The 25,858-nt window shown below is 66.6% G+C and carries 23 protein-coding genes and 2 tRNA genes; 16 read left to right on the top strand and 9 right to left on the bottom strand.

Annotated elements, in window-relative coordinates; translation table 11 throughout:
• The first annotated feature begins 135 nt into the window (after positions 1-135).
• Entirely contained in the window at positions 136-750 is a 615-nt protein-coding gene (locus ABIB14_RS13170; RefSeq protein ID WP_354236346.1) for a hypothetical protein, read from the top strand.
• A gap of 3 nt (positions 751-753) precedes the next feature.
• Here ABIB14_RS13170 and ABIB14_RS13165 read toward each other — a convergent pair whose 3' ends face one another.
• Positions 754-2,712, bottom strand: a complete 1,959-nt coding sequence (locus tag ABIB14_RS13165) for an FAD/NAD(P)-binding protein (protein ID WP_354236345.1) — start codon at positions 2,710-2,712, stop codon at positions 754-756.
• A 95-nt stretch (positions 2,713-2,807) separates the two neighbouring features.
• On the opposite strand from ABIB14_RS13165, the gene ABIB14_RS13160 reads away from it, so the two are divergent.
• Both ABIB14_RS13160 and ABIB14_RS13155 read left to right on the top strand, forming a co-directional pair.
• Positions 2,808-5,054 carry a prolyl oligopeptidase family serine peptidase gene (locus ABIB14_RS13160; RefSeq protein WP_354236344.1) on the top strand — a complete coding sequence of 749 codons (2,247 nt, stop codon included), beginning with the start codon at positions 2,808-2,810 and terminating at the stop codon, positions 5,052-5,054.
• Between the two features lie 181 nt (positions 5,055-5,235).
• Positions 5,236-5,323: transfer RNA gene (locus tag ABIB14_RS13155), tRNA-Ser, on the top strand.
• Between the two features lie 117 nt (positions 5,324-5,440).
• On the opposite strand, the gene ABIB14_RS13150 is transcribed toward ABIB14_RS13155, so the two are convergent.
• Positions 5,441-7,642, bottom strand: a complete 2,202-nt coding sequence (locus tag ABIB14_RS13150; RefSeq protein ID WP_354236343.1) for a RecQ family ATP-dependent DNA helicase — start codon at positions 7,640-7,642, stop codon at positions 5,441-5,443.
• A 135-nt stretch (positions 7,643-7,777) separates the two neighbouring features.
• Between ABIB14_RS13150 and ABIB14_RS13145 the strand changes: the two genes are divergently transcribed.
• The 4 genes from ABIB14_RS13145 (at position 7,778) to ABIB14_RS13130 (ending at position 11,491) form a co-directional block, all read left to right on the top strand.
• Positions 7,778-9,196 carry a phosphomannomutase/phosphoglucomutase gene (locus ABIB14_RS13145; RefSeq protein ID WP_354236342.1) on the top strand — a complete coding sequence of 473 codons (1,419 nt, stop codon included), beginning with the start codon at positions 7,778-7,780 and terminating at the stop codon, positions 9,194-9,196.
• Between the two features lie 5 nt (positions 9,197-9,201).
• Entirely contained in the window at positions 9,202-9,711 is a 510-nt protein-coding gene (locus ABIB14_RS13140; RefSeq protein WP_354236341.1) for a hypothetical protein, read from the top strand.
• 14 nt (positions 9,712-9,725) lie between these two features.
• A complete protein-coding gene (locus ABIB14_RS13135; protein WP_354236340.1) occupies positions 9,726-10,175 on the top strand; it encodes an RrF2 family transcriptional regulator in 450 nt (149 codons plus the stop codon).
• Positions 10,176-10,330: 155 nt separating this feature from the next.
• Positions 10,331-11,491 carry a globin domain-containing protein gene (locus ABIB14_RS13130; RefSeq protein WP_354236339.1) on the top strand — a complete coding sequence of 387 codons (1,161 nt, stop codon included), beginning with the start codon at positions 10,331-10,333 and terminating at the stop codon, positions 11,489-11,491.
• A 1-nt stretch (position 11,492) separates the two neighbouring features.
• On the opposite strand, the gene ABIB14_RS13125 is transcribed toward ABIB14_RS13130, so the two are convergent.
• From ABIB14_RS13125 to ABIB14_RS13115, 3 genes are all read right to left on the bottom strand, one after another.
• Positions 11,493-11,768 carry a histidine kinase dimerization/phospho-acceptor domain-containing protein gene (locus tag ABIB14_RS13125; protein WP_354236338.1) on the bottom strand — a complete coding sequence of 92 codons (276 nt, stop codon included), beginning with the start codon at positions 11,766-11,768 and terminating at the stop codon, positions 11,493-11,495.
• A 2-nt stretch (positions 11,769-11,770) separates the two neighbouring features.
• Complete coding sequence (locus ABIB14_RS13120; RefSeq protein ID WP_354236337.1) at positions 11,771-12,061, bottom strand: hypothetical protein; 291 nt, start codon at positions 12,059-12,061, stop codon at positions 11,771-11,773.
• A gap of 84 nt (positions 12,062-12,145) precedes the next feature.
• Positions 12,146-12,406, bottom strand: a complete 261-nt coding sequence (locus ABIB14_RS13115; protein ID WP_354236336.1) for a hypothetical protein — start codon at positions 12,404-12,406, stop codon at positions 12,146-12,148.
• Between the two features lie 171 nt (positions 12,407-12,577).
• Here ABIB14_RS13115 and ABIB14_RS13110 point away from each other — a divergent pair, with 171 nt between their 5' ends.
• Positions 12,578-12,871, top strand: coding sequence for a hypothetical protein (locus ABIB14_RS13110; RefSeq protein ID WP_354236335.1), 294 nt, complete (start codon positions 12,578-12,580; stop codon positions 12,869-12,871).
• Positions 12,872-13,302: 431 nt separating this feature from the next.
• Here the strand turns inward: ABIB14_RS13110 and ABIB14_RS13105 are convergent, their stop codons facing one another.
• Positions 13,303-14,412, bottom strand: a complete 1,110-nt coding sequence (locus ABIB14_RS13105) for a C45 family autoproteolytic acyltransferase/hydrolase (protein ID WP_354236334.1) — start codon at positions 14,410-14,412, stop codon at positions 13,303-13,305.
• A gap of 248 nt (positions 14,413-14,660) precedes the next feature.
• Here ABIB14_RS13105 and ABIB14_RS13100 point away from each other — a divergent pair, with 248 nt between their 5' ends.
• The 3 genes from ABIB14_RS13100 to ABIB14_RS13090 all read left to right on the top strand — a co-directional run bounded on the left by ABIB14_RS13100 (position 14,661) and on the right by ABIB14_RS13090 (position 18,338).
• On the top strand, positions 14,661-16,037 hold the full coding sequence (locus ABIB14_RS13100) for an amino acid permease (RefSeq protein WP_354236333.1): 1,377 nt from the start codon (positions 14,661-14,663) through the stop codon (positions 16,035-16,037).
• Between the two features lie 73 nt (positions 16,038-16,110).
• Positions 16,111-17,406 carry a pyridoxal phosphate-dependent aminotransferase gene (locus tag ABIB14_RS13095; RefSeq protein ID WP_354236331.1) on the top strand — a complete coding sequence of 432 codons (1,296 nt, stop codon included), beginning with the start codon at positions 16,111-16,113 and terminating at the stop codon, positions 17,404-17,406.
• 38 nt (positions 17,407-17,444) lie between these two features.
• Positions 17,445-18,338 carry a MurR/RpiR family transcriptional regulator gene (locus ABIB14_RS13090; protein WP_354236330.1) on the top strand — a complete coding sequence of 298 codons (894 nt, stop codon included), beginning with the start codon at positions 17,445-17,447 and terminating at the stop codon, positions 18,336-18,338.
• Between the two features lie 205 nt (positions 18,339-18,543).
• Here ABIB14_RS13090 and cynS read toward each other — a convergent pair whose 3' ends face one another.
• Together cynS and ABIB14_RS13080 are read right to left on the bottom strand one after the other, a co-directional pair.
• A complete protein-coding gene (gene cynS / locus ABIB14_RS13085) occupies positions 18,544-19,014 on the bottom strand; it encodes a cyanase (protein WP_354236329.1) in 471 nt (156 codons plus the stop codon).
• A gap of 34 nt (positions 19,015-19,048) precedes the next feature.
• Positions 19,049-19,708 carry a carbonic anhydrase gene (locus ABIB14_RS13080; protein ID WP_354236328.1) on the bottom strand — a complete coding sequence of 220 codons (660 nt, stop codon included), beginning with the start codon at positions 19,706-19,708 and terminating at the stop codon, positions 19,049-19,051.
• 114 nt (positions 19,709-19,822) lie between these two features.
• On the opposite strand from ABIB14_RS13080, the gene cynR reads away from it, so the two are divergent.
• From cynR to ABIB14_RS13065, 3 genes are all read left to right on the top strand, one after another.
• A complete protein-coding gene (gene cynR / locus ABIB14_RS13075) occupies positions 19,823-20,695 on the top strand; it encodes a transcriptional regulator CynR (RefSeq protein WP_354236327.1) in 873 nt (290 codons plus the stop codon).
• Positions 20,696-20,816: 121 nt separating this feature from the next.
• Positions 20,817-21,059 (top strand): hypothetical protein, encoded by a 243-nt coding sequence (locus ABIB14_RS13070; RefSeq protein WP_354236326.1) that lies wholly within the window; start codon positions 20,817-20,819, stop codon positions 21,057-21,059.
• Positions 21,056-21,757, top strand: a complete 702-nt coding sequence (locus ABIB14_RS13065) for an amino acid ABC transporter ATP-binding protein (protein ID WP_354236325.1) — start codon at positions 21,056-21,058, stop codon at positions 21,755-21,757. The genes ABIB14_RS13070 and ABIB14_RS13065 overlap by 4 nt, the downstream gene beginning before the upstream one ends.
• 135 nt (positions 21,758-21,892) lie before the next feature.
• On the opposite strand, the gene ABIB14_RS13060 is transcribed toward ABIB14_RS13065, so the two are convergent.
• Complete coding sequence (locus ABIB14_RS13060) at positions 21,893-23,725, bottom strand: phosphoenolpyruvate carboxykinase (GTP) (RefSeq protein ID WP_354236324.1); 1,833 nt, start codon at positions 23,723-23,725, stop codon at positions 21,893-21,895.
• A 277-nt stretch (positions 23,726-24,002) separates the two neighbouring features.
• Between ABIB14_RS13060 and ABIB14_RS13055 the strand changes: the two genes are divergently transcribed.
• Together ABIB14_RS13055 and ABIB14_RS13050 are read left to right on the top strand one after the other, a co-directional pair.
• Positions 24,003-24,079, top strand: a tRNA-Arg gene (locus tag ABIB14_RS13055).
• Positions 24,080-24,322: 243 nt separating this feature from the next.
• Positions 24,323-25,780, top strand: a complete 1,458-nt coding sequence (locus ABIB14_RS13050; RefSeq protein WP_354236323.1) for a dihydrolipoyl dehydrogenase family protein — start codon at positions 24,323-24,325, stop codon at positions 25,778-25,780.
• The last annotated feature ends 78 nt before the right edge of the window (positions 25,781-25,858 follow it).

Below are 25,858 nucleotides of genomic sequence, written 5' to 3'. Positions count from 1 at the left end.
CCGACTATCCGCGTGTCGCCGCCGTCAAGTCCATCGTGGACAAAGCCCCGGCCGACGCGGCAGTGACCGGCAACCAGCCGGTCGGCAAGGTCACCGCAAATAACACCACGGCGTTCGCGGGCTCCCCTGCCGTGCGTGATGACCGCGCCAGCGAATCCACCTTGGGCAGCCGAGGTCGAATGCGGCTGCGCCATCACCCTGGCGGTCTCCAAGCTGGACCTCACCTCGTTGGGCAGCCCGTCCAACGCCTCGCTGCGCGCGGAATTCACCGACGCCAAGGGCGTCGTGACCGTACTGGGTACCGTCCCGGTGTCCGCCGGCGCTGCCTCCGAGAACGTGTTGGTGCCCGTGGGCGGTGCCTCGGCCGGCACGGGCACCCTGGTGCTCACCGCCGTCGAATCCGGCACCGTGGTCAAGGCGGAGGTCAAGGTCGCAGCCAGCGCTCCCGTCCCGCCGAAATGCACCGCACCCGTGCCGCCGAAGAAGTGGTACGACATCATCAGCTGGGTCAAGTACGCGATCGCCCTGGTCCGGTACCAGAAGTGCCTGCGGGGCTATTTTTCCTGCCCTAACCCAGTGAGCTTGCCCTCCCCCGGGCCGCAGCAGTGGACATATAGCCAATATGTCCACTGCCCGGCCCGAAGGGAGGGCATGCTCATTTATTGCTGGCGCCACGAAAGGACATGCCCGTCGTGCACGTGCCATATGCATCATGCCGGCCGGACGGAGGGCATGCTCAAGACTCGTTGACGGCTACCGGCCCAGAATAGCCCGGGCGATCTCGTCGGCATCGCGCAGGGTGCGCTGGCCGCTGCGGTAGACCGGCCCCCGCTGCGGGCGGGCCTCGGCCGCGATGGCGGTGCCCCATTGCGCGGCAGAGAGCTGCAGGCCCAGCACGTAGACCCCGTCGGTGACCGTCCCGTTCGCGCCCAGCGGCCGGTAGGGGTGCGGGACAACGTCCAGGCCGGAACTCTGCACGGGTGTGCCTTCCGCGCTCATCGTGAGGCGCGGGCGTACCAGTCCGTCCGCGAGCAACTGTTCCAGCAGCGGGGAGGCGTTGATGGCCACCCGGTTGGCCGGAGCGAGCGCCTCGATCAGCACCGAGGCCTCAACCCGATCCGCTCCGTTGCGGCCGGCAACCCACGGCGAGGCGGCCGTGAATGCCTTGGCCTTCCGGTCGACGCCGAATTTGGGGTCGGGGCCGACGAAGCTGACCATCCCGGCCCGGGCCAGTGCCGCAAGCTGCTCGGCCCGGAGCGCCGGCGGCCCGCTCGCGAGCCCTTCCACGAAGGACTCAAACCAGCCGCGGAGCCCGGCGACCCATGATGCGTCGGTGATGCCGCCGTCGGCCACCGCTGTCTTCAGTACCGCCCGGCCGTGGTGCAGCGCGCCGATCGCCATTTTCACCGGATCCTCTTCCCCGAGGGCGGAGCGCCGCGCGTCGTCCAGCAGGTAGTCCACGACGGCGGCGTCCAGCTGTGCCCGGGCGGCGAAGCTGCGTCCGGCCAACGGCGCGGCGAGGCCCAGCAGGTCCAGCCGGTTAGCCGGGCGGACGGACGCGTCGATCACCGCACTAGCGGCATCGTCCCATTTCACCGTGGAGTGGGCGTGCGGCCGCAGCGCCTCCTCCAGCGCACCGAGGAAGGCGGCCGGATCGGTGCCGACGGCGTCCGGCTGCGAGCGCGCCAGGGTGGAGTAGTAGGCCCACATGGCGTCCCGGTGCAGCAGCGGCCACAGGTCGTGGTCGAAACTCGGCACTATACCGGAGGTGGCAAACTTGGCGAGCGCCTCCTCGGTGCAGTACCTCAACTTCACCGCGGCCGGGTAGTAGCCGGCCAGGGTCGCCTTCGCCCGGTAGGGGGTACCGCGCCGGGAGGCGGCAATGATCAGAGGTTCCCGCCCGGACGGCAGGTACGTCAGTCCGGCCCCGTCCGGGCGGGGCAGGAATTTGCCGCCGCGGCCCTCGGTCAACTGGCCCATCGCATCGAAGAAATTCAGGCCCATGCCACGCACCAGCACCGGCCGGACCGCGGGAATCCGGGACCAGTCGACGTCGGCCGGGGCGGCCGGCGGGAGGTACGTCAGTCCAAGTTCCTCCGCCGCGGACTGCAGTTCGCGCTGTTCCGGATTGAGCCGGGACTCAAGGTGGCCGAGCGCCAGCACCACGGACCCGACGGTCAGCCTGGTGCCGTCGGCGAGCGCGACGTCGAAGCCGGCGGGCTCCGGTCCGGCGGCCGGCCGGACCGACGTCGCCGTGGTCTGGTGGAACGCTACGGTGGCTCCGTCGGGCAGCCGTTCCAGCAGTTCCTCGAGCGTGGCCCGCAGGTAGCGGCCGTAGAGCGCGCGGCTGGGGAAATCGGCCGACTCCAGCCCGGCCAGCTCGGCGCATTCGTCGGCGGACAGCGCGGGATGCGGGTCCCGCCGTTGCAGCTTTCGCCACCGGTCAAAGGTGCCGCCGGCCAGCGGCTTCGCCAGTTCCGGGTCCTCGGGGACAACGGTGGGGTAGAAGGACTGCGTATTCATCAGGTAGAGCCGCGACTGCCCGGGTTGCCAGACATGGCCCGGTCCTGCGGGGTAGGGGTCGATGACGTCCACATGCAGGGTGGCCCCGGGCGAGGCGGCGGCCCAGTTGGCGAGCAGCCGCTCCAGCACGCTGGTGCCCCTGGGCCCGGCGCCAATCAGTGCCGTCCGGATGCTTCGCGATATAACCACGGCATCCAGCGTATCCGCAAGCGGGCCGGCGTCCTGACTGCCTGCCCGGCGGCTTTGACTTGCCTGCCCGACCTTGCAGTTGCTTGGATGGGCCGATGACCACCACCGCAGCTGAGCAACCACCCGCGTCCAGCGGGCCTTCCGGAACGAACCCCGGCACCGCCCCCGAACCCGTCGACGAGAATATCTGGCTGGAGGACATCTACGGCGAGGAGCAACTGGCCTGGGTCCGGGAACAGAACGCCCGCACCGAGGAGCTGCTGGAGGACGCGGAATACCTCGAGCTCGAGAACCGCATCCTCGAGGTCCTGGATTCCACCGAGCGGATCGCCATGGTGGGCAAGCACGGCGAGTGGTACTACAACTTCTGGAAGGACCGCGAGCACCCGAAGGGCCTCTGGCGCCGCACGGGCTGGGCGGGATACCGGGCCGGATCGCCCGAGTGGGAGATCCTGCTCGACATCGACGCCCTCGCCGCGGCAGAAGGCGAAGAGTGGGTCTTCCACGGCGCCAACTTCCTGCGCCCCGACGCCGGGCAGCCGCACCGGTTCGCGTTACTGGCGCTCTCCCCCGACGGCGGCGACGCGAACCGCTACCGCGAGTTCGACGTCGAGACCCGCAGCTTTGTTGACCCCGCCCAGGGCGGCTTCGACCTTCCGACTGCCAAGGGCAACGTGTCGTGGCTCGACGCGGATACTTTGCTGGTCGCGAGTACGGCCGCGGGACTGCCGCGCACCAGTTCCTCGTACGCCCGGACCGGGGTGGTCCTGGGCCGCGGCGATTCGCTGGACTCGGCCGAGCGGCTCTTCGAAATTCCCGAAGACCACATGATGGCGCTCCTGGCGCATGACTCCACCCCCGGCTTCGAACGGACTTTCGCCGTGGATTGGATCAGCTTCTTCGAAAAGCGGACCTCGGTGCTGCGCGACGGCCAGTGGCTGGAAATCGACGTGCCGTCGGACGTGAACCTGAGTTCGCACCGGGAATGGCTGCTCTTCCGCCCGCAGCGCGAGTGGACCGTCAACGGCACCAGCTACCCCGCCGGGTCCCTGCTGGCGGCCGACTTCGAGGACTTCCTGGCCGGCGGCCGGGAGCTCTCTGTGCTCTTCACCCCGGACGCGCACACCTCCCTCCAGTCCTGGAGCTGGACCCGGGACTTCCTGCTGCTGAACCTGCTTCGGGACGTTTCCTCCGAGATCCGGGTGCTGGACCCGCAGCGGCCCGGCACCGACGTCGCCTGGGCCGCCAGCGTGCTGGATGCCTGCCCGCCCCTGCACGATGTCAACGCCTACGCCGTCGACGACGAGGACGACAGCGGCGACGGCGACACCGACGGCACCGACGGCACTGCCGGGAACGACTTCTGGCTGGTCGCCACCGGCTTCGCAACACCGAGCACCCTGACCCGCGGCACCCTGGCGCGGGCCGGCGTGGACGGCGTCGTCAGCAGCCACGAGGTGATCCGGACCGCGCCGTCGTTCTTCGACGAGGAGGCCTACGAGGTGCAGCAGCATTTCGCCGTCTCGAGGGACGGCACCCGGGTGCCCTATTTCCAGGTCGCCGCCCGTGACCTGGTGCTCGACGGACAGAACCCCACGCAGCTCTCCGGCTACGGCGGATTCGAGATTTCCCGGACTCCGGCCTACAGCGGTGCTGTCGGCCGGGCATGGCTGGAACGGCGCACAGAAGCAGCAGCGGGCGCGGACGGCGAGGCGGCTCCCGGCCGCGGCGGGGTTTACGTCGTCGCGAACATCCGCGGCGGCGGCGAATACGGCCCCTCGTGGCACCGTGCCGCGCTGCAGGACCAGCGGCACCGCGCCTACGAGGACTTCGCCGCCGTCGCACAGGACCTGATCTCGCGCGGCGTGACGTCTCGCCAGCGGCTGGGCTGCGTGGGCGGCTCCAACGGCGGTCTGCTGGTCGGGAACATGCTCACCCAGTACCCGGAACTATTCGGGGCCGTGTCCTGCGGGGTTCCGCTGCTGGACATGCGCCGGTACACCAAGCTCTCCGCCGGGTACTCCTGGATTGCCGAATACGGCGACCCGGACGTGCCCGAGCAGTGGGAATTCATCCGGACCTTCTCGCCCTACCACCAGCTCCGCGACGGGGTGGAGTACCCGGAAACCTTCATCTGGACCGCGACCTCGGATGACCGGGTGGGCCCGGTGCAGGCCCGCAAGATGGCCGCCCGGATGCAGGCCATGGGCATCCCCACCGTCTGGTTCCACGAGGCGCTCGAAGGCGGCCACGCGGGAGCCTCGGACAACCGCCAGGCCGCTGCGCTGCAGAGCCGCAGCCAGCATTTCCTGTGGCGCGCGCTGGCAGGCGGGGCAGCCTGAGGCAGGCCGCTCACCGACGGCGGCAGGCAACGCGGGTGTCACTTCCCGCCCGTACGGCAGCCCTCGATGGGCCGGGGGTGACCGTTTACTGGGCTGGTCGTGACCCCGAGTTGCTCCGGACGGGCCGTTTTGCACTGCGTGGCCCCTTCTGCGTATTCTTGGTGGGCTAGGAATAGCGATTGGAGACGTGCCAGAGCGGCCGAATGGGCTTCACTGCTAATGAAGTGTGGGGCACAACTCCACCGGGGGTTCAAATCCCCCCGTCTCCGCGTTTGGCCCCGGTCCTGGACCGGGGCCTTTTGCGTCCCTGGGGCAATTTAGCCTGGCCGGGCGTACGGCCGGGCGTTCGACGGCGTCGGGCAGTCCTGAGCCCGGCCGGCCGCGGTTCAGCCGGCCTGGCCGAGTACGAGCGGCAGCACGGCCCCGGCACCCGCGAGCCGGAGGGCACGTCCGGCCACAGTCACGGTCCAGCGGCTGTCCACCAGATCGTCCACCAGCATGATGCTCCGGACCTGGAGGCCCTCCAATGCTGCGGCCAGCTCCGGACCGACCTGGAGCCGGTCCCAGACGCCCGCGAGGCGGTAGGCGCTGTTGCCGCCGCGGCTCCCGGTGGGTCCGCCGTGGGCGAGCTGCAGCTGGCCCAGGTAGGGCAGCCGGCCGATCTCGGAGATCCCTCTCGCGAGCGACTCCACCAGTTCGGGTTTGCTGCGGGAGGGAATGCTGACGACCGCCGCGGGCCGGCCCGCGCCGCTCCAGCCGGGCGTGCGGGCATCGCCGGTTCCCCACTCCCGCAGGACCTGCACGCAGGCCCGCAGCATTCCCGGGTCCACGGCGCGGTCCGGGGCGCCGGCGGCGAAGGTTTCCCGAAGCGCCCCGCCCCAGCCGAGATCCGTCAGCCGCGCCAGCACACGGCCGTTAGCCAGGCTTTCCTCCGGCTTGATCTTGCCCTTCACGCTCACGCCCAGCCGGTCCATGCCGCTGGGCCACTGCAGCCGCGGCTCCAGCACCGTCCCGGCCCGGCTCAGGGTCGCGCCCGCCGCGGCGGTGGCGTCGGTGGCGATGTCGGCCGGGAACCACCGGCCGGCGCAGTTGTCGCAGCGGCCGCAGGCCCGGGCCGTCTCGTCATCGAGCACCGAGGTGATGTACTCCATCCGGCAGCCTGCGGTGTCCTGGTAGATCACCATGGAATCCTGCTCATCCACCCGCGCCTCGGCAATCCGGCGGTACCGTTCGGCGTCGTACGTCCACGCCTGCCCGGTGGAGCGCCACCCGCCGCCCACCCGTTCCACGGCACCGTCCACGGCCAGCACCTTCAGCAGCAGTTCCAGCGGCGTCCGCCGCAGGTCCACCCTGGCCTCTAGCGCCACGGTGGAGACTGCAGTGCCCGCCTCGGCGAGGGCGCTTAGAACGGCAGCGGCCTTTTCTTCGGAGGGCATCGAAGCGGTGGCGAAGTACTGCCAGATGTCGCGGTCCTCGGAACCGGGCAGGAGCAGCACGTCGGCGTTTGCAGCGCCGCGGCCGGCGCGGCCCACCTGCTGGTAGTAGGCCACGGGGGACGACGGCGCGCCGAGGTGCACCACGAAGCCCAGGTCCGGCTTGTCGAATCCCATGCCGAGGGCCGAGGTGGCCACAAGGGCCTTCACCTGGTTGTCCTTGAGCAGTTGTTCGGCGCGTTCCCGGTCCGCGGGGTCGGTCCTGCCGGTGTAAGCGAGCACTTCGTGGCCGGCTTCGGCCAGGAGACGGGCGGTGTCCTCGGCGGCGGAAACGGTGAGGGTGTAGATGATGCCGCTGCCGGGCAGGTCCTTCAGGTGCGTGAGCAGCCAGCCCAGCCGCTCCCGGGAGTCGGGCAGACGCAGGACGCCCAGCCGCAGCGACTCACGGCCCAAGGCGCCCCGGATGGTCAGCACGCCCTCGCCGAGTTGCTCCTCGATATCGTGCACCACCCTGGAGTTGGCGGTGGCAGTGGTGGCCAGGACCGGCACGCTGTCCGGCAATTGGGTGATCAGGTCCGCGATCCGCCGGTAATCGGGGCGGAAGTCGTGGCCCCAGTCCGAGATGCAGTGGGCCTCATCAATCACCAGCAGGCCGGTCCGGCGGACCAGCTCGGGCAGCTGGTTCTCGCGGAACGACGGATTGGTCAGCCGCTCCGGGGAGACGAGGAGCACGTCCACCTCATCGGCCGCGAGCTGTTCGCGGACCGTGTCCCAGTCCAGCTGGTTGGCCGAGTTGATGGCCACCGCCCGGACGCCTGCCCGCGCGGCGGCGGCGACCTGGTCGCGCATCAGGGCCAGGAGCGGGGACACGATCAGGGTGGGGCCGGCGCCGCGGCGGCGCAGCAGCAGCGACGCAACGAAGTACACGGCCGATTTTCCCCAGCCGGTACGCTGCACGACCAAAGCGCGCCGGCCGCCGTCGACGAGGGCCTCGATGGCCTCGAACTGGCCGTCGTGGAATTCCGCGCCCGGGTGTCCCACCAGTTCACGCAGCACCGCCTGGGCCTGGTCACGTGTCCCGCCGCCCGCGGCGGCCGTGCCGAACGCGGCAGGTTCGGAAGCGGAAAGGACTGCAGCGTTCTGGTTATTGGCCATTGATTCAGTATCCCAGCCCGCTCCGACAGCCGCGACGCAGACGGATGCCTATGTGTAGATTCCTTGTCCACCTACGCCTCCGCCTCCGGCGGCACGCTTCGGCGGCCCCGCTCCGACGGCCCGTAAGATGGTCCCGTGACTAGCGACCAGACAAAGACTTTTGACCTCTCGGCTTCCTTCAAGGCATACGACGTGCGCGGAATCGTGGGCGAATCGATCACCGCGGAAATCGTCGAGGCCGTGGGGGCTGCCTTCGTGGACGTCCTTGGCCTTGCCGGGCAGACTGTGCTGGTCGGTGGCGACATGCGCCCCTCCTCCCCCGAGTTCAGCCGGGCCTTTGCCGGCGGAGCAGCCACCCGGGGGGCCAACGTGCAGCTGCTGGATTTGATCTCCACCGACGAGCTGTACTACGCCTGCGGCGCCCTGAACGCCGCCGGCGCCACCTTCACCGCGAGCCACAACCCGGCCGAATACAACGGCATCAAGATGGCCAAGGCGGGCGCCGTGCCGATCTCCTCCGAAACCGGCTTGAAGGAGATCCAGGCCCTCGCCGAGGACTACCTCGATGACGGTGCCATCCCCGCCCACGGCACCCGCGGCCTGATCAGCGTGCACGACGTGCTCAAGGACTACTCCGAGTACCTGCGCAGCCTCGTTGACCTCCGCGGCTCCCGCCCGCTCAAGGTAGTAGTCGACGCCGGCAACGGCATGGCCGGCATGACGACCCCGGCCGTGCTAGGTGACACGCTGCTGCCCAAGCTGCCGCTCGAGATCATCCCGCTCTACTTCGAGCTCGACGGGTCCTTCCCGAACCACCCGGCCAACCCGCTGGAGCCGGAAAACCTGCGCGATCTGCAGGCCGCGGTTATCGAGCACGGCGCGGACATCGGGCTGGCGTTCGACGGCGACGCCGACCGTTGCTTCGTGATCGACGAAAAGGGCGAACCGGTCTCGCCGTCGGCCGTCACCGGCATGGTGGCCCGCCGTGAGATCGCCCGGGCCAAGGCCAACGGCGAGGACAAGCCGACGATCATCCACAACCTTTTGACCTCGCGGGCAGTGCCCGAGCTGGTGGCCCACGACGGCGGCCGCGCGGTCCGCACCCGGGTGGGGCACTCCTTCATCAAAGCCGTGATGGCCGACGAAGGTGCGGTGTTCGGCGGCGAGCACTCGGCGCACTTCTACTTCCGGGATTTCTGGAACGCGGATACCGGCATGCTGGCCGCCATGCACGTCCTGGCGGCCCTCGGCGAGCAGGACGGACCGCTGTCGGACCTCGGCCGCGAGTACGAGCCCTACCGGTCCTCCGGCGAGATTAACTCCGAAATCGAGGACAAGGCGGGCGCCGTGGAGCGTGTCCGCCTGGACTTCCACGCCGAGGACGTCGCGGTGGACCACCTTGACGGCAGCACCTTCATCGCGGCGGACGGAAGCTATTGGTTCAACCTGCGCCCCTCCAACACCGAGCCCTTCCTCCGCCTGAACGTCGAGGCCACGGACCAGGAAACCATGGAACGCGTCCGCGACCGGGTGCTGGCCGTGGTCCGGGGCTGACCGGCATGACGGATACAGCCGACACCGGGGCCGCCATCCTGCAGCCGGCAGACCCGCCCGGGGACTCCTGGCGCGGCTCGGTGCCGGATTACAGCGCCACCGATCTGGAGAACCTGCTGGGAACCGGCGTGGGGGCTGCCCAGGAGCAGCTGGAGCGCAACGGCGGCTTCCTGCCCTTCGCCCTGGTCGTGGAAAACGACGGCGAGGTCCGCCTCGTCGCTGTCACGCCGGCCGACGCCGCCGGGGACAGCGACGACGACTTCGACGCCGACGATATGATCAAGGACCTCACCGAACTGCTCCGGCAGCACCGTGACGAATTCCGCGCCGCCGCGATCGTCTGCGATATCACCTTGCTGGAAGAGGACTCTGACGCGATCCACGTGGCCGCCGAGCACCAGGACGGCTCCGTCTTCGCGGCAGTGCTGCCCTACGGCGCTGACCCGGCGACCAACGAGCTGGAGTTTGGTGAGCTCTCCGCCGACACCAACGAACCCGTGGTCTGGGTGGACTAGACCAGGACGGTGCCATGAAGATCAACGCCTTCGCGGACGTCAGCCTGCGCGCAATGATGGTCCTCGCGGCCGTGGCCGACGGCGGATTGCTCACCACGCAGAGCATCGCGGACGCCGTCGGCACACCCTACAACCACGTCAGCAAGGCGATGGCAAAACTGCGCGAGCTGGGCCTGATCGACGTCGAACGCGGCCGCAACGGAGGCTCCCGGCTCAGCGCCGCGGGCCGCGCTGCCACCGTGGGGCAGCTACTGCGTGCACTGGACACCCGGACCGACCCGGCCGACTGCGTCGCCGCCGCCGGCAGCTGCCCGCTGATCAACGAGTGCCGGCTCCGCTCCGCCCTGGGCCGCGCCCGCGAGGCGTTCTACCGTGAGCTTGACGACATGGTCGTCGCATCACTGCCCACCTCGCGGCAGATGAACCCGGTTTTCCAGTTGATCGGCGTGCGGCCCGGCCTCTAGCGGCCACCAACCGCCCCGGGCCCTGCCACCGCAACACCGATTTGCACTGCTTTTCTACGCCGTGTAGAACTGAGGTATGAATACTTGTATTTCAGATGCAGGTATTTAGGAACGGTCCGGTGGAAGACCCCGGGCCTCTATCTCAGGAGTCAGCAATGCTCTCGGACAAGTCCTTCCCCGTCATCGAGGCCACCCTCCCACTGGTCGGATCCCGGATCGGCGAGATCACGCCCAAGTTCTACGCCCGGCTCTTCGCCGCACACCCCGAACTCCTGGACGGGCTCTTCAGCCGGTCAAATCAGCGCAACGGCAACCAGCAGCAGGCCCTGGCCGGAAGCATCGCCGCTTTCGCCACCCACCTGGTCAACAACCCCGGAACCTTGCCGGAGACCGTACTGGCCCGCATCGCCCACCGCCACGCCTCCCTCGGCATCACCGAACCGCAATACCAGGTGGTCTACGAGCACCTCTTCGCCGCCATCGCCGAGGATCTGGCCGGGGTCATCACCCCCGAAATCGCCGAAGCGTGGACCGAGGTCTATTGGCTCATGGCAGACGCGATGATCAAGCTCGAAAAGGGCCTCTACGCCGCGCAGGCCAACGGAAAGATGTGGACCCCGTGGACGGTGGCAGCCAAGACCTCCGCCGGCACCGGCGCCATGACGTTCGTCCTGGAACCGTCCGACGGCACCCCGGTCACCCCTGCCCTTCCGGGCCAGTACGTCAGCGTCAAGGTGACCCTCCCGGACGGCCTGCGCCAGGTCCGCCAATACTCACTTTCCGGCGACGCCGGCACCAGCCGCAGCTTCACGACCAAGCTCGACGACGGCGGCGAGGTCTCCCCCGTGCTGCACAACACCGTGGAGGTGGGCGACATCCTCGAGATCTCTAACCCCTACGGCGAAATCACGCTCAAGGAGGGCGACGGCCCCGTGGTCCTGGCGTCGGCCGGCATCGGCTGCACGCCCACGGCGTCCATGCTGCGCTCCCTCGCCGAGTCCGGTTCGGACCGCCAGGTACTGGTCCTGCACGCGGAAAGCACCCTGGACAGCTGGGCTCTGCGTGGACAGATGACGGACGACGTCGAGCGGCTCGAGGGCGCCAACCTCCAGCTCTGGCTGGAGCAGCCCGTTGGCGGAGCCAAGGAAGGCTTTATGTCGCTGCGCGAGGTGGACCTGCCGGCCAATGCCTCGCTGTACCTGTGCGGTCCGCTGCCGTTCATGAAAAACATCCGCAACGAAGCCATCAACGCCGGCATTCCGGCCACCAGGATCCACTACGAGGTTTTCGGCCCGGATATCTGGCTCGCCAACTGAATTATTCAACGACGGCGGCCCCGCACCTTGGGAAAGGTGCGGGGCCGCCTTCGTTGGTTTTCGCCAACGTAAGGAGGTCCTCCACCAGGCAACGCATCCGTGCCGTTTCGCCGGCCAGGATCGCCTTCATTTCCTGCCAGGTGACCCCCGACGAATCAGCGGCCGCGATCTCCACCCCGGCGCTCAGCGTCGCCAGCGGGCTGCGCAGCTCGTGGCCGACGTCGGAGACGAAGCGGCGCTGTTCAAGGTCCGAGGCCTGCGATCTCCCCAGCATCATGTTCATCGTCTCGGCCAGCGCCTGGATCTCATCGGAGGTGGGGGCACGTCCACGCGCCCGTCCAGGCTCCGGGCACTGATACCTGCGACCTGGCCGCGGATCCGCTCCACCTGGCGCAGCGACCGGCCGACCAGCACCCAGACGGAAACGGCCACGACCGCCAGCGGCAGCGGCAGCGGTGTGGCGCCCAGGATGAACCAGGCCACAGTGGAGACGGTGTCGGCCTGGACCTGGACCGTCGCCGCGACGAGCACCGTGTAGAGCCGCCCGCCGACGTCAACACCGGTAGCCACGATCAGAAAATCGTCATTGTCACGCAGGCTGCGCAGCCCGGACACGTCCTGCGTCTGCGTTTCTCCCGGGGCCAGGATCTGGATTTACTGTCCGGTGTGGGCGGTCGAGGCAATGTACTGGCCGGCTTCGGTGACATCCTGCCCGGAGATCTGTGCAATGGCGTCGGCAGCCTGCCGCCGCGCAGCCGTTTCCGTTGACGCCACCAGGGACGTTTGGAGCAGCACGAGCAGGACCAGCCCGCCCACGACCAGCGCCGCCGCCACCGGGACAGCTGTAGCGGTGGCGCGTTTGCACACACCCCAGTGCGCGCGGCGGGAGGGCGGCAGAACCCGATCAGCATCCATGTTCCAAGGATTCGTCCGGCACCGGGCAGAAAACAAACCCCGCAGCGCCATCCTCAGCTCCACCGCCGCCGCGCCAAGGGTCCTCTCAGGCCCCCCGCACGAGGCTTGAACCATCGCCCCCGCACCGGGAGGCGCCGGCGGACCCACAGTCCGCCACGAAAGGAGCCCGACATGAACGTCAAAGACCTTCAAACCAGGACCAAGGTCCTCATCGTAAGCGCAGGGATCCTCGGCATGGCCGGGGTCGGTATCGGAGCCGCAAATGCTGCAACGCCGCCGCCGGCTACGACGCAGTCGGGCGACGTCGCGGACGCCCCGGGGGACGTCGCGGACGCCCCGGCCGCTGGCGAGGCACCCGAAACGTCAGACGCGCCGGAGGCGCCGGGCGACACCGGCCCGAACGTCGATCAGACCGGTGACCACACCGATCCCGCAGACGCCCCGGGAGCCCCGGAAACCCCGTAATGCCACGGTACGGGCGGCACCATGAAGGACCCGCCGGTGGCCCGGCGCTGACGGCGCGCTCTTCCGGTGACGTCGGCGCCGGGGAGAACCCTCGAAACAGGCCCGCTGCTTCGAGGGTTCTCCCGAACCCCCTAGCCGCCAGGCTAAGGCGAGGCCAGCGGCCCATCGAAACTCCGCAAAAATCGTCGGGCGAGAATCAGGAACAGCATCATCGTCTATCCCCAAATGTTCCCCGTTGCGGGAAGCTTTCCCCCGGCCGGGCGCACCCGTCGCAATCCGCCACGACGGCAGCATCTGGCTTTTTGATCCCGACCCGGATTCCCAGCACTGGTCCGCCGGGGGCTCGTGGCGGTGCACCCAGCGCACAGCAGCAGCGGTGAGCAACGGCGAACCGGTCACCCGCTTGAAGTTACCCCGTCAGGACGGTCCGGCTAGTTGCTCACTCCGACGAGTTGCTCAAGCTTGATCGCTTCGGTTTCGCCGTCGGCGCCGCGCAGCATGGCCGATCCGTCCGAAAGATCCACAGCTACCGTGCACAGGGTCATCAGCGGGTCGGGGGCTGACGCGGTCCGGAAGACGCCGTCGGGAAGGCACTTGGCTGTCAGCATGTTGACGAACCAGTCCAGCTCCGGCTCGGTTTCGGGCAGCGGCAGTTGATCCAGGACCCGTCCGCGGTCCACGCTTTCGCTGTAAAGTCCCAGCTGTTGGGTTGCGGATCCTGCCGCGGTCGCTGAGCCGCCGTCGATCTCTCTTGGCAGGTTTCGCAGGTGGTTGGTATGCCATTGAAGGGGGGCATCCGTCCCGGGTTCGACGACGGACGTCCGGCCTGCTGCGGCCTCAACCACAGCGATCCGGCCGGTCGCTCGGTCTCCCATGCTGTACGCGAATCCGCCTGCCGTAGGGTGGCCTTTTAGGTAGGCGATGGCGTCTGCAACCGAGGTGCGGTGCTGCAGTGCGCGGGCAACGAAATGACGGCCGGTGGCGTTGGCCGGGTTGACGACCTGAACATGGTTGATGCCCCAGACCAGGCCGTGGGCGTTGGCGCTGAAGGCGTTGGCAGGGACAAAGCCGGGATACCACTGGGCCGTCACGGGAACGTCCCCGTCGATGAGCAGCGTGACGAACATCAGGCGGCCGTTGAGCGCCGGCGCGCCGTCCTCGTTATGGGCTATGAACGAATGGTCCCGGCGCCAGGCCAGATCTGTGCATCCGGTGCCGTCGTGCGTTCCGATGTCGCCGCGGAAGTTTGCCAGCAGCAATTCCTCGTAGTCGATGGCGGCGCCTTGGGCCATCGCTTCCAGCTCCGAAAGTTCCCGCGTGTGGTGCTCTGCGGTAGCAGCCACTAGCGCCTCCAGACGCTGTCTTCCGACCGCCGAGGCGGCCCATTGCTGAAGGCCTTCACGCTCCGGCAACGACCGCTGTACGGCATGGACGTCCTCTGCGGCGTGACGGCCCAACTGGCGAAACACCGCCGTCCGCTCGCCTTTGATGACCAGCCATCTGAGTCCGGCGATCGATTTTTCTTCTACTTTCGCGTCCATCTGAATTCTCCGTTCGGGCCGCACCGGCGCCAGCGTTGGGTGGGAGGGCGGTCAGCCCAAGGTTGATGCAATGTTTTCATTCACAAACTTTCGATACGCAAGTATAGTTGCAACCGGTTGAGCTCAGTGATCCATCCCACTCAGTGGCTTTTCAGCCCAAGATATCGATCCAATCCTCTATACAAGGTCGGGTTATCCCTATGCATGATACAAAGACGCCCGGAGGCCCAAACGGGCTCCGCGGAGCATTGAGCAACAAGCAGATGACCATGATCGCCATCGGCGGGGTCATCGGTGCCGGGTTATTCGTGGGAAGCGGCAGTGCCGTCGCCGAAGCGGGCCCGGCTGTCCTGATCGCGTATTCTGCGATCGGACTCCTGGTCATCTGTGTGATGAGGATGCTGGCGGAAATGGCTGTCGCCGACCCCGACACCGGCTCCTTCTCCAGCTATGCGCATAAGCATTTTGGCCCTTGGGCCGGACTGACGGTTGGCTGGCTTTATGCCTACCAGTGGTGCGTAACCATTGGATTCGAAGCGGTAGTCGGCGCCTCAATCGTTCACGGACTTCTGCCGGTGATCCCCACGTGGCTGGCCGCCCTGCTGCTGATGTGCGCACTGATCGCGGTGAATTTCGCCAAAGTCGAGTCCTTTGGAACCTTCGAGTTCTGGTTCGCCATGATTAAGGTCGGTGCAATTTTCGCCTTCCTGCTTGTTGGGCTTGCAGCGATCCTTGGCTTCATGCCCGGAGTGGCCGCGCCGGGATTGAGTAATCTAACCGGACAGGGAGGGTTCGCACCACACGGGTGGGGAGCCGTCCTGTCAGCATCCCTGGTGGTGTTCTTTTCCTTCTTCGGCACGGAGGTGGTGACCGTCGCCGCGGGCGAAGCAAAGGACCCCGCTGCCGCCGTCAAGCGGGGGATGCGAACCGTCCTCTGGCGCATCCTCTTGTTCTACGTCGGTTCCATCCTGGTGGTGGTGACGCTGCTGCCCTGGAACGCGACAGACGTTGCGCAGAGTCCGTACGTTGCCGTACTCAACCGCCTGGGCATTCCCTTCGCTGGCCTGGCGATGAACCTGATTGTGCTCACCGCCGTCCTGTCATGCCTCAATGCGGGGATTTACACCGCCTCACGCATGCTGTTCTCACTGGCCGAACGCCGCGAGGCGCCGAAGATCCTGGCCCGGACCAACCGGAACGGGGTGCCGGTAGCGGCGGTCATTGGGGCGTCCGCAGTAGGCCTTTTCACTGTCGTCGCGAACTATTTCTTCCCCACCGAGGCCGTGTACAAGTTCTTGCTCTCATCCTCCGGTGCGGTCGCCGTCATCGTTTATGTCAGCATTACCCTCACGCACCTGCGTGCGCGCAAGCGTCTGGAACACGAGCATCCCGAAGGGCTGTCGGTCAAGATGTGGGCCTTTCCGGTGCTTGATTGCGCGGTTTTGGCAGCACTGCTGGCGGTCATCGGGGGGATGGCGTTCAGTAATTCCTCGCGAGAATCCCTAGTGATGACTCTGGTCGTCACCGCCGTCATTGTTGCTGCGGGCGTCGGGCGCCAGCGGAAGCTCCGAGCCTCCCGGCGGCGGGGCCCCGCGGACGAGATCGCAGACAGGGTAAGAATCTGAGTAAACGCAACTACAGTTGCATAAAAGTGCTAAATTAGAATTAAAATTGCCTTTCATGAATGGATGCCAACCAATGACCATGCACTCGGCCACCCTGGCCATTAACGAAAGTCTCCAGGCAAAGAAGGCCGCCGGCGAAAGAGTGCTGCACCTCGGCTTCGGCGAAGCCGGTCTGCCCGTGCCGGAAAGCGTTGCCAACGTCCTTGCTGCTGCCGCTCCGCTGAACTCGTATGGGGCGGTGGTGGGTTCGACCGAGGCGCGCGAGGCGGCAGCGGGATGGTTTTCCCGGCGCGGCCCCAAGACTGACGCCGGGCAAATTATCTTCGCACCCGGTTCAAAGCCCCTGCTCTTCGCACTGCTGGCAATCCTGGAAGGGGATCTGGTCCTGCCGTGTCCGGCTTGGGTGAGCTACGCCGCGCAGGCACGCCTGGTGGGGAAGAACGTCATCAACGTTCCCATCCCGGAGGCCTCTGGGGGAATACCGGATCCCACACTGTTGGAATCTTCCCTCCAGGAAGCCCTCACCAACGGAGCACGGCCCGGCATCCTGCTGCTGACAGTCCCGGATAACCCCACCGGCACCGTCGCCCGGCCGGAGCAGGTGCAGGCGGTTTGTGCGATCGCCAGGAAATACGACCTGGCCGTCATCTCGGACGAGATCTACGCCGAAGTGTGCCACAGCTCCACGGCTCCCAGTCCTTTGACGCACATCCCCGAACGCACAGTGGTGACCACCGGCCTGAGCAAATCCATGGCGCTGGGCGGCTGGCGGATTGGCTTTGCCAGAGTCCCTGAGAACGAATGGGGCCGGGATGTAATGGAACGGCTGGTTGGCGTCAGCAGCGAAGTCTGGTCCAGCCTTGCAGCGCCAATGCAGGCCGCAGCCGCCCACGTGCTCTCCGATCCGCCTGCGGTGACCGAGCACATCGCCAAGGCGCGCGTTCTGCACGCTGCAGTAGCCACAGCCGTGTATGAAGAGTTCATCGCTGCCGGGGCCACCTGCCGCCGCCCCGAGGCCGGGTTCTATCTGTACCCCGACTTTGAGCCGGTGCGGGATGCCCTGGAGGCCCAAAACATCTCGACCGGTGCGGAGCTGGCCAATGCGCTACTGGAGCGCTACGGCGTTGGCATCCTGCCCGGCGCCGCATTTGGTGACGAGGAGAGCGGGTTGCGTGCGCGCGTAGCGACGAGTCTGCTCTACGGCGACACCGCCGAGGAACGCTGGCAGAGCCTGAACAGCAGCAACCCGGTTGAACTGCCGTGGATCGCCGCTTCCCTGCAGCATTTGCGGGCGGCTCTTCAGGATCTGGTCGGCGGGGGTACGGACAGCGGCACCTCCGGTGACGGCGCACTTACCGCCGTCCGCTAAATCCGGGGCGAATGCAGCCGTAATGGAATAGTAGGAGCATGAATCCGCAGTCTGCACCCACGAATTACCGGGAACTGCGTGAGCAACTGCAGGAACGTATGCCGAAGCTCGCGCAGGGTCAGCAGCGTGTTGCGACGCTGCTGCTGACCGATCCGGAGGGCACCGCCTTTCGGACGATCGCCGAGACTGCAGCGCTTGCCAACGTTCATCAGTCCTCACTGGTCCGCTTTGCCACGGGTTTTGGCATCAAGGGCTACCCCGGGCTGGTCAAGCTGTGCCGGGACTACCTGAGCGATCAGGCACATCTGGTCCGCCGCTTCGACCAGGTTGCGGGCAACTCCTCCACCGAGGGACTGCTCGCCTCCGTGCTGGAACACGAACAGCAGAACCTTTCCCGGACCTTTGCCAGGATTCCCTCCGAGCAGTGGGACAAGGCGGTTGGCCTGCTGGCCCAGAGCCCGGCCGTTTACGTCATGGGCCTGCGGAAGTGCCTGCCGGTGGCCCAACTGCTGACCTATTTGCTCCATCTGGTCCGGCCACGGGTCCACCAGGTGGCTCCTGTTGTGGGCTCGCTGGCCGACCAGCTCCGCGACTTCCAGCGTGGCGATGTTTTTGTGGCCGTCTCTATCCGCCGCTACACCTCTGACACGGTGTACGCCTTCGAGGAAGCCAAGCGACGAAACCTGTCGACCATCGTGCTGACCGACAATGCCGCCTCACCGCTAGCCAAGGACGCCGACGTCGTCTTTTTCGTGGACAGCCAGGGGGTCCACATCCTGCGGTCCATTTCCGCGTTTATTTCCATGGCGCAAACGTTGGCGACGTCTGTCGCCCAGAAGTTGGGGACGGAAAGCCGTTCGGAGCTGCTGGTCGATGAAGCATTGCTCACTTCGCTACAGGTGTATGCCGACGGCGACGCCGACGGGGATTAGGCGCTCGGCGATTCAGAGATATCGGTTGGCGCTGGTTCCGTCCGCGGGAGGGTACGCTCGACGGCGGTTCCCCCCCGGCCTCGACGTTGGCACGGGCGATATCGATGGTGCGTTGAATGAAGTCCACGAGGTTCGTGGGCTGGGAGGCAAGTTCGGGCGCAGCCGTGGCTGTGTCCTCATTTCGAGAACACAGCCACAGTGGGGATCAGAACGGTTTGGTGGGCAGGTACTTTCCGTCGAGCGTGATCACGGCACGTGAACCGCCGTCGGGGTCGTCAACTTTCTTGATGTCCAGCTTGAAGTTGATGGCACTGATGATGCCGTCACCGAACTGTTCGTGCACCAGGGCTTTCAGGGTGGACCCGTAGACCTGCAGCATCTCGTAGAAACGGTAGATGGTGGGGTCTGTGGGGATGCCGCCGGGGATGCTGCCGCGCAGCGGAATGGTCTGCAGCAGCATGGAGGCGTCCTCGCCCAGGCCCAGCCGCTCGACGACGATTTCCGCAGCGGCTTCCGGCAATGGATGCTGGCCGAGCAGGGCGGCGGTGACGAAGGCCAGGCTAAGGCCAGTGCCGTCGGTCAGTTCCTGCCAGGAGAGGTTCTTGCGCATCTTGGCATCGATAATGGCGGCGGTCAGTTCCTCGCGCGGAGCCTGGGAGTTCTGGGAATGAATCATGGTGTTTTCCTTTTCCTTGGGTGTTATCGGGTGGTTAGGCGGCCAGGCCGGCTATGGTCGGCGTGGCACAGGTCTGGAGGTTATCCGCGAGAGGGACGAAGCGGCCGGTGGCGCTGTCGAGGGTCTCGATGGTGCCCGTTTCGATGTCGTAGACCCAGCCGTGGAGGTTCAGCCGGTTCTGGTCCAGGGCCAGGGAGACCGAGGGATGGGTTCTGATGTTGGTCAGCTGGGCGATGACGTTCCCGCGGACCATGGCCTCGAGTTGCTCCTGGGCCGATCCGTGGGTGCGGGCGGCGTTGACGACCTTCGCCGCGTTGGCATGGGCAAGCCAGCTGGCCACGGCCGGTAGGTGGTCCAGGTTCGTGTCGGAGGAGATGGCAGTCATCGCTCCGCAGTCGGAATGGCCGCAGATGATGATGTCCGTGACTCCCAGGACGGCAACCGCGTACTCGACTGTTGCGGAGACACCGCCGGGCTCCGGGCCGTAGGCCGGCACGATGTTGCCGGCGTTGCGGATCACGAACAGGTCGCCCGGTTCCCGCTGGGTCAGCAACTCCGGCACGACCCGGCTGTCCGAGCAGGCAATGAACAGGGCCCCGGGGTTCTGGGCGGTGGCCAGCTCTTTGAAGAGTCCGGAGCGCTTCGGGAAGGCTTCCCGTTGGAATTTCAGAAAGCCGTCGATGATGTCTTGCATGGGCCGTCTCCTTGATGTTTTGGGGATAACTCAAGGATGACGGAAACTCTCTATAGTGTCCAAGACTTGTTTATAATGAAGTCAATAAGAATTACCTATAGCTGGAGAGCCCTGATGCTGCGCCACCTTCGTTACCTGACCGCGGTCGCGGAACACCAGAACTTCACCCGCGCTGCCGAGGCGCTGCATGTCTCCCAACCGACGCTCTCCCAACAGATCAAGCAACTGGAAACCACGCTGCACGTCCAACTCCTGGACAGGTCCGGGCGAACCGTGCGGCTGACCGACGCCGGCGAGGCCTACCTGCGCTATGCCCGCCGCGCCCTGCTGGAGCTTGACGCCGGAACCCGGGCCATCCACGACGTGCAGGATCTAAGCCGTGGATCGCTCCGGCTGGCTATGACACCCACGTTTACCGCCTACCTGATCGGTCCGCTGGTCGAACGTTTCAGCACCCGCTATCCCGGCATCAGCTTGAGCGTGCGGGAGCTCACCCAGGACCGGATCGAGGCCGCACTGGCCGCGGACACCCTCGATCTAGGCATCGCTTTCGCCCAGGCACGTTCGTCCGAGATCGAGACCCAGGCATTGTTCGTCGAAAGCCTTGGCCTGGTCGTCGGCGACAACCACCCCCGCGCCGGGACGCAGACACCCATGGACCTGCGGGAGCTGGAACATGAGAGGCTGGTGCTTCTCAGTAGCGACTTCGCAACCCGGCGCCATATCGACCAGCACTTCCGGGACCACGGCATTGACCCCCGCATCGTGATCGAGGCCGACTCCATCAGTGCGATCGTAGAAATTATCCGCCGCGGCCAGCTCGCCACCGTGCTGCCCGAAGCCATCACCCGCGAACAGCCGAAGCTCCACCTCATTAACCTGTCACCGGCCATCCCACCCCGCACGGCAGCCCTGCTCAGGAGGAAGGGCGCTTACATGAACGCAGCCAGCCGGGCCTTCACCGAGCTGTCATCGACCTGGAGCTAATCGCGTGGGCTATCTCTGACTCGGTCTGCACATCCGAGGCCGCCCGATCTTCCGGGGCGCCCCGGGACGCTCGATCTGCCGGCAGGGCCTCTGCGCCGCCTAGGGCCAGAACAACCTCATCATGGAACTACTGATCGCTGCGTCCATCTGGTACATGGTCATGACCGCGATAGCAACGTTTTTCCAATCAAAGCTGGAGGCCCGCTTCGGGACGGACGCGGTCCGCCTGGTCCGCAACCCGGGATTCATCCAGAGACTGTTCCTGCGCAGTGGAGTCGTACCCACTGCGCCCGCGCCCGCGCCCGCGCCGGCAACGCTCAAGGTCCGGGACAAAGTCTCTGCTATCGGTAAGGAACTGCCATGAGAGCTCTACTGCACGTCGAGGCCCGCGGCGTCACCAAGTCGTGCGGAGACCATCAAGTGCTCACAGGAGTCGACTTCACGGTGGCTCCCGGTGAGGTCAGCTGCATCATCGGGCCTTCCGGTTCAGGCACGTCAACCTTTCTACGCTGCCTGAATACCCTCGAAACCTACGACGCCGGCACTCTGGTCGTGGACGGGCGCCACGTCGGCTACGACTACCGGGATGGCAAGTATTACGAGTGGTCAACCAAACAGTTCGCTCTCTTCCGCTCTAATCTCGGGATGGAAGTTCGTGGTCTCAACAAGTCAGCTGCCAGGAAGCGTGCTTTCGAGGAACTCGATAAGGTCGGCCTTGCCAGCCACAGCCATAAACGGCCGCACCAGCTCTCCGGCGGACAGCAGCAACGAGTGGCTATAGCCCGGGCCTTGGCCATGGACCCGGAAATAATGCTCTTGGACGAACCTACGTCAGCCCTCGACCCGGAGCTGGTAGATGAAGTCCTTGACACGATGAAAACCCTGGCCAATCACGGCATGACAATGGTCGTGGTGACGCATGAAATGGGCTTCGCCCGGGAGGTCGCAGACACCGTGCACTTCTTCGACGGCGGGTCGATCCTGGAGTCCGGAACACCCGAAAGCGTCCTGTTAGGACCCAGCAAGGACCGCACCCGTGCCTTCCTGGCAAAGGTACCGTGAGGGGCCATATCGACGGTTCCACCACCAGATGAGTTCTTCCTGAACGATTTTCTGCGGGTCGAGGACTAACGATAACGACGGCGGCCCCGCACCTTGGGAAAGGTGCGGGGCCGCCGTCGTTGGATCATCCGAAGGCTAGTGCGCGGACATCCGTTCCTTCAGGGTGTCGAGCTCGGAGCGCAGCGCGTCCGGCAGCGAATCACCGAACTTCGCGTACCACTCTTCGATGGAGGCCAGCTCCGCGTCCCATTCCGTGCGGTCCACGCGAACGGCATCCTCCACGTGCGCGTGGGTCAGGTCCAGGCCGGTGAGGTCCAGCGAGTCGCCGGTCGGAACAAAACCTATCGGCGTCTCGACGGCGTCGGCCTTGCCCTCGATGCGCTCGATGGCCCACTTCAGGACACGGGCGTTGTCGCCGAAACCGGGCCACGCGAAACCGCCGTCGGCCGTGCGGCGGAACCAGTTGACCAGGAATATGTGCGGCAACCGCTCGGGGTTGGCCTTGCCGGAGACGCTGATCCAGTGCTTCAGGTAGTCGCCGGCGTCGTAGCCGATGAACGGCAGCATGGCCATCGGGTCGCGGCGCAGCACGCCGACCTGGCCGGCGGCCGCGGCCGTGGTCTCCGAGGATAGCGTCGAGCCCATGAAGATGCCGTTGGTCCAGCTGCGGGCCTCGGTCACGAGCGGGACCGTGGTCTTACGCCGGCCGCCGAAGAGGATCGCGGAGAGCTCCACGCCGTCGGGGCTGAAGTATTCCTCGGCCAGCATGTCGACCTGCGAGATCGGGGTGCAGAAGCGGGAGTTGGGGTGCGCGGCCGGCTTGTCCGACGCGGGAGTCCAGTCGTTGCCCTGCCAGTCGGTCAGGTGCGCCGGGACCGCGTCCGTCATGCCCTCCCACCACACGCCGCCGTCGTCCGTGAGGGCGACGTTCGTGAAGATGCTGTGCCCCTTGGCGATGGCACGCATCGCGTTCGGGTTGGTGCCCCAGCCGGTGCCCGGGGCGACGCCGAAGAGGCCGGCCTCGGGGTTGGTGGCGCGCAGCTCGCCTTCCTTGCCGACCCGCATCCAGGTGATGTCGTCACCAAGGGTCTCGACGTTCCAGCCGTCAATCGTGGGATCAAGGAGGGCGAGGTTGGTCTTGCCGCAGGCGGAGGGGAAGGCCGCGGAGATGTAGTAGTTCTTCTTCTCCGGGGAGGTCAGCTTCAGGATGAGCATGTGTTCGGCCAGCCAGCCTTCGTCGCGGGCCATGACCGAGGCGATGCGCAGCGCGTAGCACTTCTTGCCGAGCAGAGCGTTGCCGCCATAGCCCGAGCCGAAGGACCAGATGGAGCGCTCCTCGGGGAAGTGGACAATCCACTTGTCCGGGTTGCACGGCCACGCGACGTCGGCCTGGCCGGGAGCCAGCGGCGCGCCCAGGGAGTGCAGTGCCGGGACGAAGAAGGCGTTGGTGGCGGTGATCTTATCCAGGACCTTGGTCCCGATGGTGGCCATGATGCGCATGGAGGCGACAACGTAGGCGCTGTCCGTGATCTCAACGCCGAACTTGGGATCCTCGGCGTCAAGGTGGCCCATCACGAACGGGATGACGTACATGGTGCGGCCGCGCATGGAGCCGCTGAACAGGCCGCGCAGCTTCTCCTTCATTTGGGCCGGTTCCATCCAGTTGTTGGTGAAGCCCGCGTCGCGCTTGTTCTCGGAGCAGATGAACGTCTGCTCTTCGACTCGGGCGACGTCGGCGGGGTCCGAGAACGCCGCAAAGGACTTGGGGAACAGCTTCTCGTTCAGCCGGGTCAGGGTGCCGGCCGCTACGAGCTCGTCCGTGAGCCGGGTATTTTCCTCTTCCGAACCATCAACCCAGTGAATCCGGTCCGGCTGGGTCAGTTCAGCTACCTCTTCTACCCACGCCAGCAGTCCAGCATGTGTGGTGGGTGCTTCCTCAAGCAGCGGCAGTCGCGCCAGATCGCCCATTACGGTTCCCTTCCTCGGGTTCAGTGGTGTGTTTCAAATGCTAGGTGTCGCGGAGAGTTCATTTTTAGGCCCAGGCAGGAGTGGGCGGCGTAGCCAGAATCCAAAAACCCCGGGAATCCAATGTTTCGTAACTTCAAAGACCGGAAAAGTTGTGATTAAGGTCACCTAGACCGGTCTAGTCGGGCAGATTACACGGTTGCAGATTTGGAACAACGGGCCCTCTCGCGTAAAGTAATTCGAGGTTCGGGGAGCGAGAAGTTCCCAAAGAGCCAAGAATGCGCCCATAGCTCAGCTGGATAGAGCGTCTGTCTACGGAACAGAAGGCCGGGGGTTCGAATCCCTCTGGGCGCACCATAGAGTAAACATGAAGATCCGCACCGGCCCGCCGGTGCGGATCTTTTGTTTGTCCGGCTCCTCCCCCGGGGACCGGGCCGGCCGCTGCGTTCCGGGGGCACTTCGACACGGACACGCCCCGCACTGGGCCCTCGGAACCGCAACCGGATTCCAAAGACGCCCCGGACGGATGCAGCGCACCCGCGGCAATGGCACGGACAGGGGTCCCGCGGCGGTGTTTCCAGGCAGGGTTAGGCTGTTGCCATGACGGCACAGATTGAGCGTGAATTCGATGTCATCGTGATCGGGGCCGGCGCGGTCGGCGAGAACGTGGCCGAGCGTGTGGTGCGCGGCGGACTTACCGCGGTCCTGGTGGAGGCGGAACTGGTCGGCGGCGAGTGCTCCTACTGGGCCTGCATGCCCTCGAAGGCACTGCTTCGGCCGGGGACCGCGCTGCACGGCGCCCAGACCGTTCCCGGCGCCGAGGAGGCCGTCACCGGCGTGCTCGACACGGCGGCCGTCCTGAAGCGGCGGGACTACTTCACTTCCAACTGGCAGGACGGCGGCCAGGTCAAGTGGGTCCATGACACCGGGATCGAACTGATCCGCGGCCACGGCTGGATCACCGGCCCGCGCCGCGCAGAGGTGGCCGGCCTTGACGGCAACAGCTATGCGCTGGCGGCACGGCACGCCGTCGTAGTGGCCACGGGGTCACGTCCGAGCATCGCGCCGGTGGACGGCCTCGACGACGTCGACTTCTGGACCACCCGGGAGGCCACGTCCGCCCGCGGGATCCCGCAACGGCTGGGCGTGCTCGGCGGCGGTGTGGCCGGCACCGAACTCGCCCAGGCCTTCGCCCGGCTCGGGTCCTCAGTGACGCTGGTGGCCCGCGGCGGGCTGCTCGGAGCGTTCCCGGAGCCGGCGGCCGGGCTGGTCCAGGCGGGCCTGCGCGCCGACGGCGTCGACCTCCACCTCCACACGGGCACCCAAAGCGTGAAGGAGAACGAGGACGGCTCCCTGACGCTGACGCTCGAGGACGGCGGCAGCATTACGGTGGACAAGCTGCTGGTCGCCACCGGCAGGCACCCCGCCCTTGAAGGGGTGGGCCTCGAGAGTGTGGGCCTTGCCGCCGAGGAGGGCAAAGCCCTGCAGCTCGGGACGGACGCGAGCGGCCTCGTCCTGGGAGCTGACGAAAACGACGGCACCCCGTGGCTCTACGCCGTCGGCGACGCGGCGGGCAAGGTGCTGCTGACCCACCAGGGGAAGTACGAGGCACGGGCCGCCGGCGACGCCATTGCCGCCCGGGCCCGGGGCGAACTGAACGGCGAGCCCGCGGCATGGAGCCGCTACGCTCACACCGCCGACGAGCATGCCGTACCCAACGTGGTCTTTACCGACCCCGAGCTGGCGAACGTGGGCCGCAGCCTGGCGCAGGCCGAAAAGGACGGCTACCGGGCATCCTCCGTGGAGCTTCCCATCCAGGTGGGGGGCTCCTCGCTGCACTCCGAGCACTACAAGGGCTGGGCCCAGCTGGTGGTGGATGAGGACCGCAAGGTGCTGCTGGGAGCAACTTTCGCCGGCCCGGACGTTGCCGAGCTGCTGCACGCGGCGACGATCGCAGTCGTCGGGGAAGTTCCGCTGGACCGGTTGTGGCACGCTGTTCCGTCCTACCCCACGATCAGCGAGGTGTGGCTCCGGTTGCTGGAGGAGTACGGGCTCTAGCATCGGCATTCCCGCATCTATTTGAACTGACCGGTCAGTTCAGTTAGCCTTGAGGCAGATCATCTCTGCGAAAGGCAT

Source organism: Arthrobacter sp. UYEF3, from assembly GCF_040546245.1.
In the GTDB taxonomy this organism is placed as follows: Bacteria; Actinomycetota; Actinomycetes; order Actinomycetales; family Micrococcaceae; genus Arthrobacter.
Note: the sequence above shows the minus strand (reverse complement) of the source record. Positions and strands in the feature narration are given on the sequence as shown.

Excerpts from the sequence above, each read along its gene's own strand:
- cynS (WP_354236329.1), bottom strand. The coding sequence starts at position 19,014 with ATGATTCATTCCCAGAACTCCCAGGCTCCGCGCGAGGAACTGACCGCC.
- ABIB14_RS13150 (WP_354236343.1), bottom strand. The coding sequence starts at position 7,642 with ATGGCCAATAACCAGAACGCTGCAGTCCTTTCCGCTTCCGAACCTGCC.
- ABIB14_RS13065 (WP_354236325.1), top strand. The coding sequence starts at position 21,056 with ATGAGAGCTCTACTGCACGTCGAGGCCCGCGGCGTCACCAAGTCGTGC.
- ABIB14_RS13115 (WP_354236336.1), bottom strand. The coding sequence starts at position 12,406 with ATGGATGCTGATCGGGTTCTGCCGCCCTCCCGCCGCGCGCACTGGGGT.
- ABIB14_RS13080 (WP_354236328.1), bottom strand. The coding sequence starts at position 19,708 with ATGCAAGACATCATCGACGGCTTTCTGAAATTCCAACGGGAAGCCTTC.
- ABIB14_RS13140 (WP_354236341.1), top strand. The coding sequence starts at position 9,202 with ATGACGGATACAGCCGACACCGGGGCCGCCATCCTGCAGCCGGCAGAC.
- ABIB14_RS13105 (WP_354236334.1), bottom strand. The coding sequence starts at position 14,412 with ATGGACGCGAAAGTAGAAGAAAAATCGATCGCCGGACTCAGATGGCTG.
- ABIB14_RS13095 (WP_354236331.1), top strand. The coding sequence starts at position 16,111 with ATGACCATGCACTCGGCCACCCTGGCCATTAACGAAAGTCTCCAGGCA.
- cynR (WP_354236327.1), top strand. The coding sequence starts at position 19,823 with ATGCTGCGCCACCTTCGTTACCTGACCGCGGTCGCGGAACACCAGAAC.
- ABIB14_RS13160 (WP_354236344.1), top strand. The coding sequence starts at position 2,808 with ATGACCACCACCGCAGCTGAGCAACCACCCGCGTCCAGCGGGCCTTCC.
- ABIB14_RS13060 (WP_354236324.1), bottom strand. The coding sequence starts at position 23,725 with ATGGGCGATCTGGCGCGACTGCCGCTGCTTGAGGAAGCACCCACCACA.
- ABIB14_RS13090 (WP_354236330.1), top strand. The coding sequence starts at position 17,445 with ATGAATCCGCAGTCTGCACCCACGAATTACCGGGAACTGCGTGAGCAA.
- ABIB14_RS13135 (WP_354236340.1), top strand. The coding sequence starts at position 9,726 with ATGAAGATCAACGCCTTCGCGGACGTCAGCCTGCGCGCAATGATGGTC.
- ABIB14_RS13070 (WP_354236326.1), top strand. The coding sequence starts at position 20,817 with ATGGAACTACTGATCGCTGCGTCCATCTGGTACATGGTCATGACCGCG.
- ABIB14_RS13130 (WP_354236339.1), top strand. The coding sequence starts at position 10,331 with ATGCTCTCGGACAAGTCCTTCCCCGTCATCGAGGCCACCCTCCCACTG.
- ABIB14_RS13125 (WP_354236338.1), bottom strand. The coding sequence starts at position 11,768 with ATGATGCTGGGGAGATCGCAGGCCTCGGACCTTGAACAGCGCCGCTTC.
- ABIB14_RS13110 (WP_354236335.1), top strand. The coding sequence starts at position 12,578 with ATGAACGTCAAAGACCTTCAAACCAGGACCAAGGTCCTCATCGTAAGC.
- ABIB14_RS13050 (WP_354236323.1), top strand. The coding sequence starts at position 24,323 with ATGACGGCACAGATTGAGCGTGAATTCGATGTCATCGTGATCGGGGCC.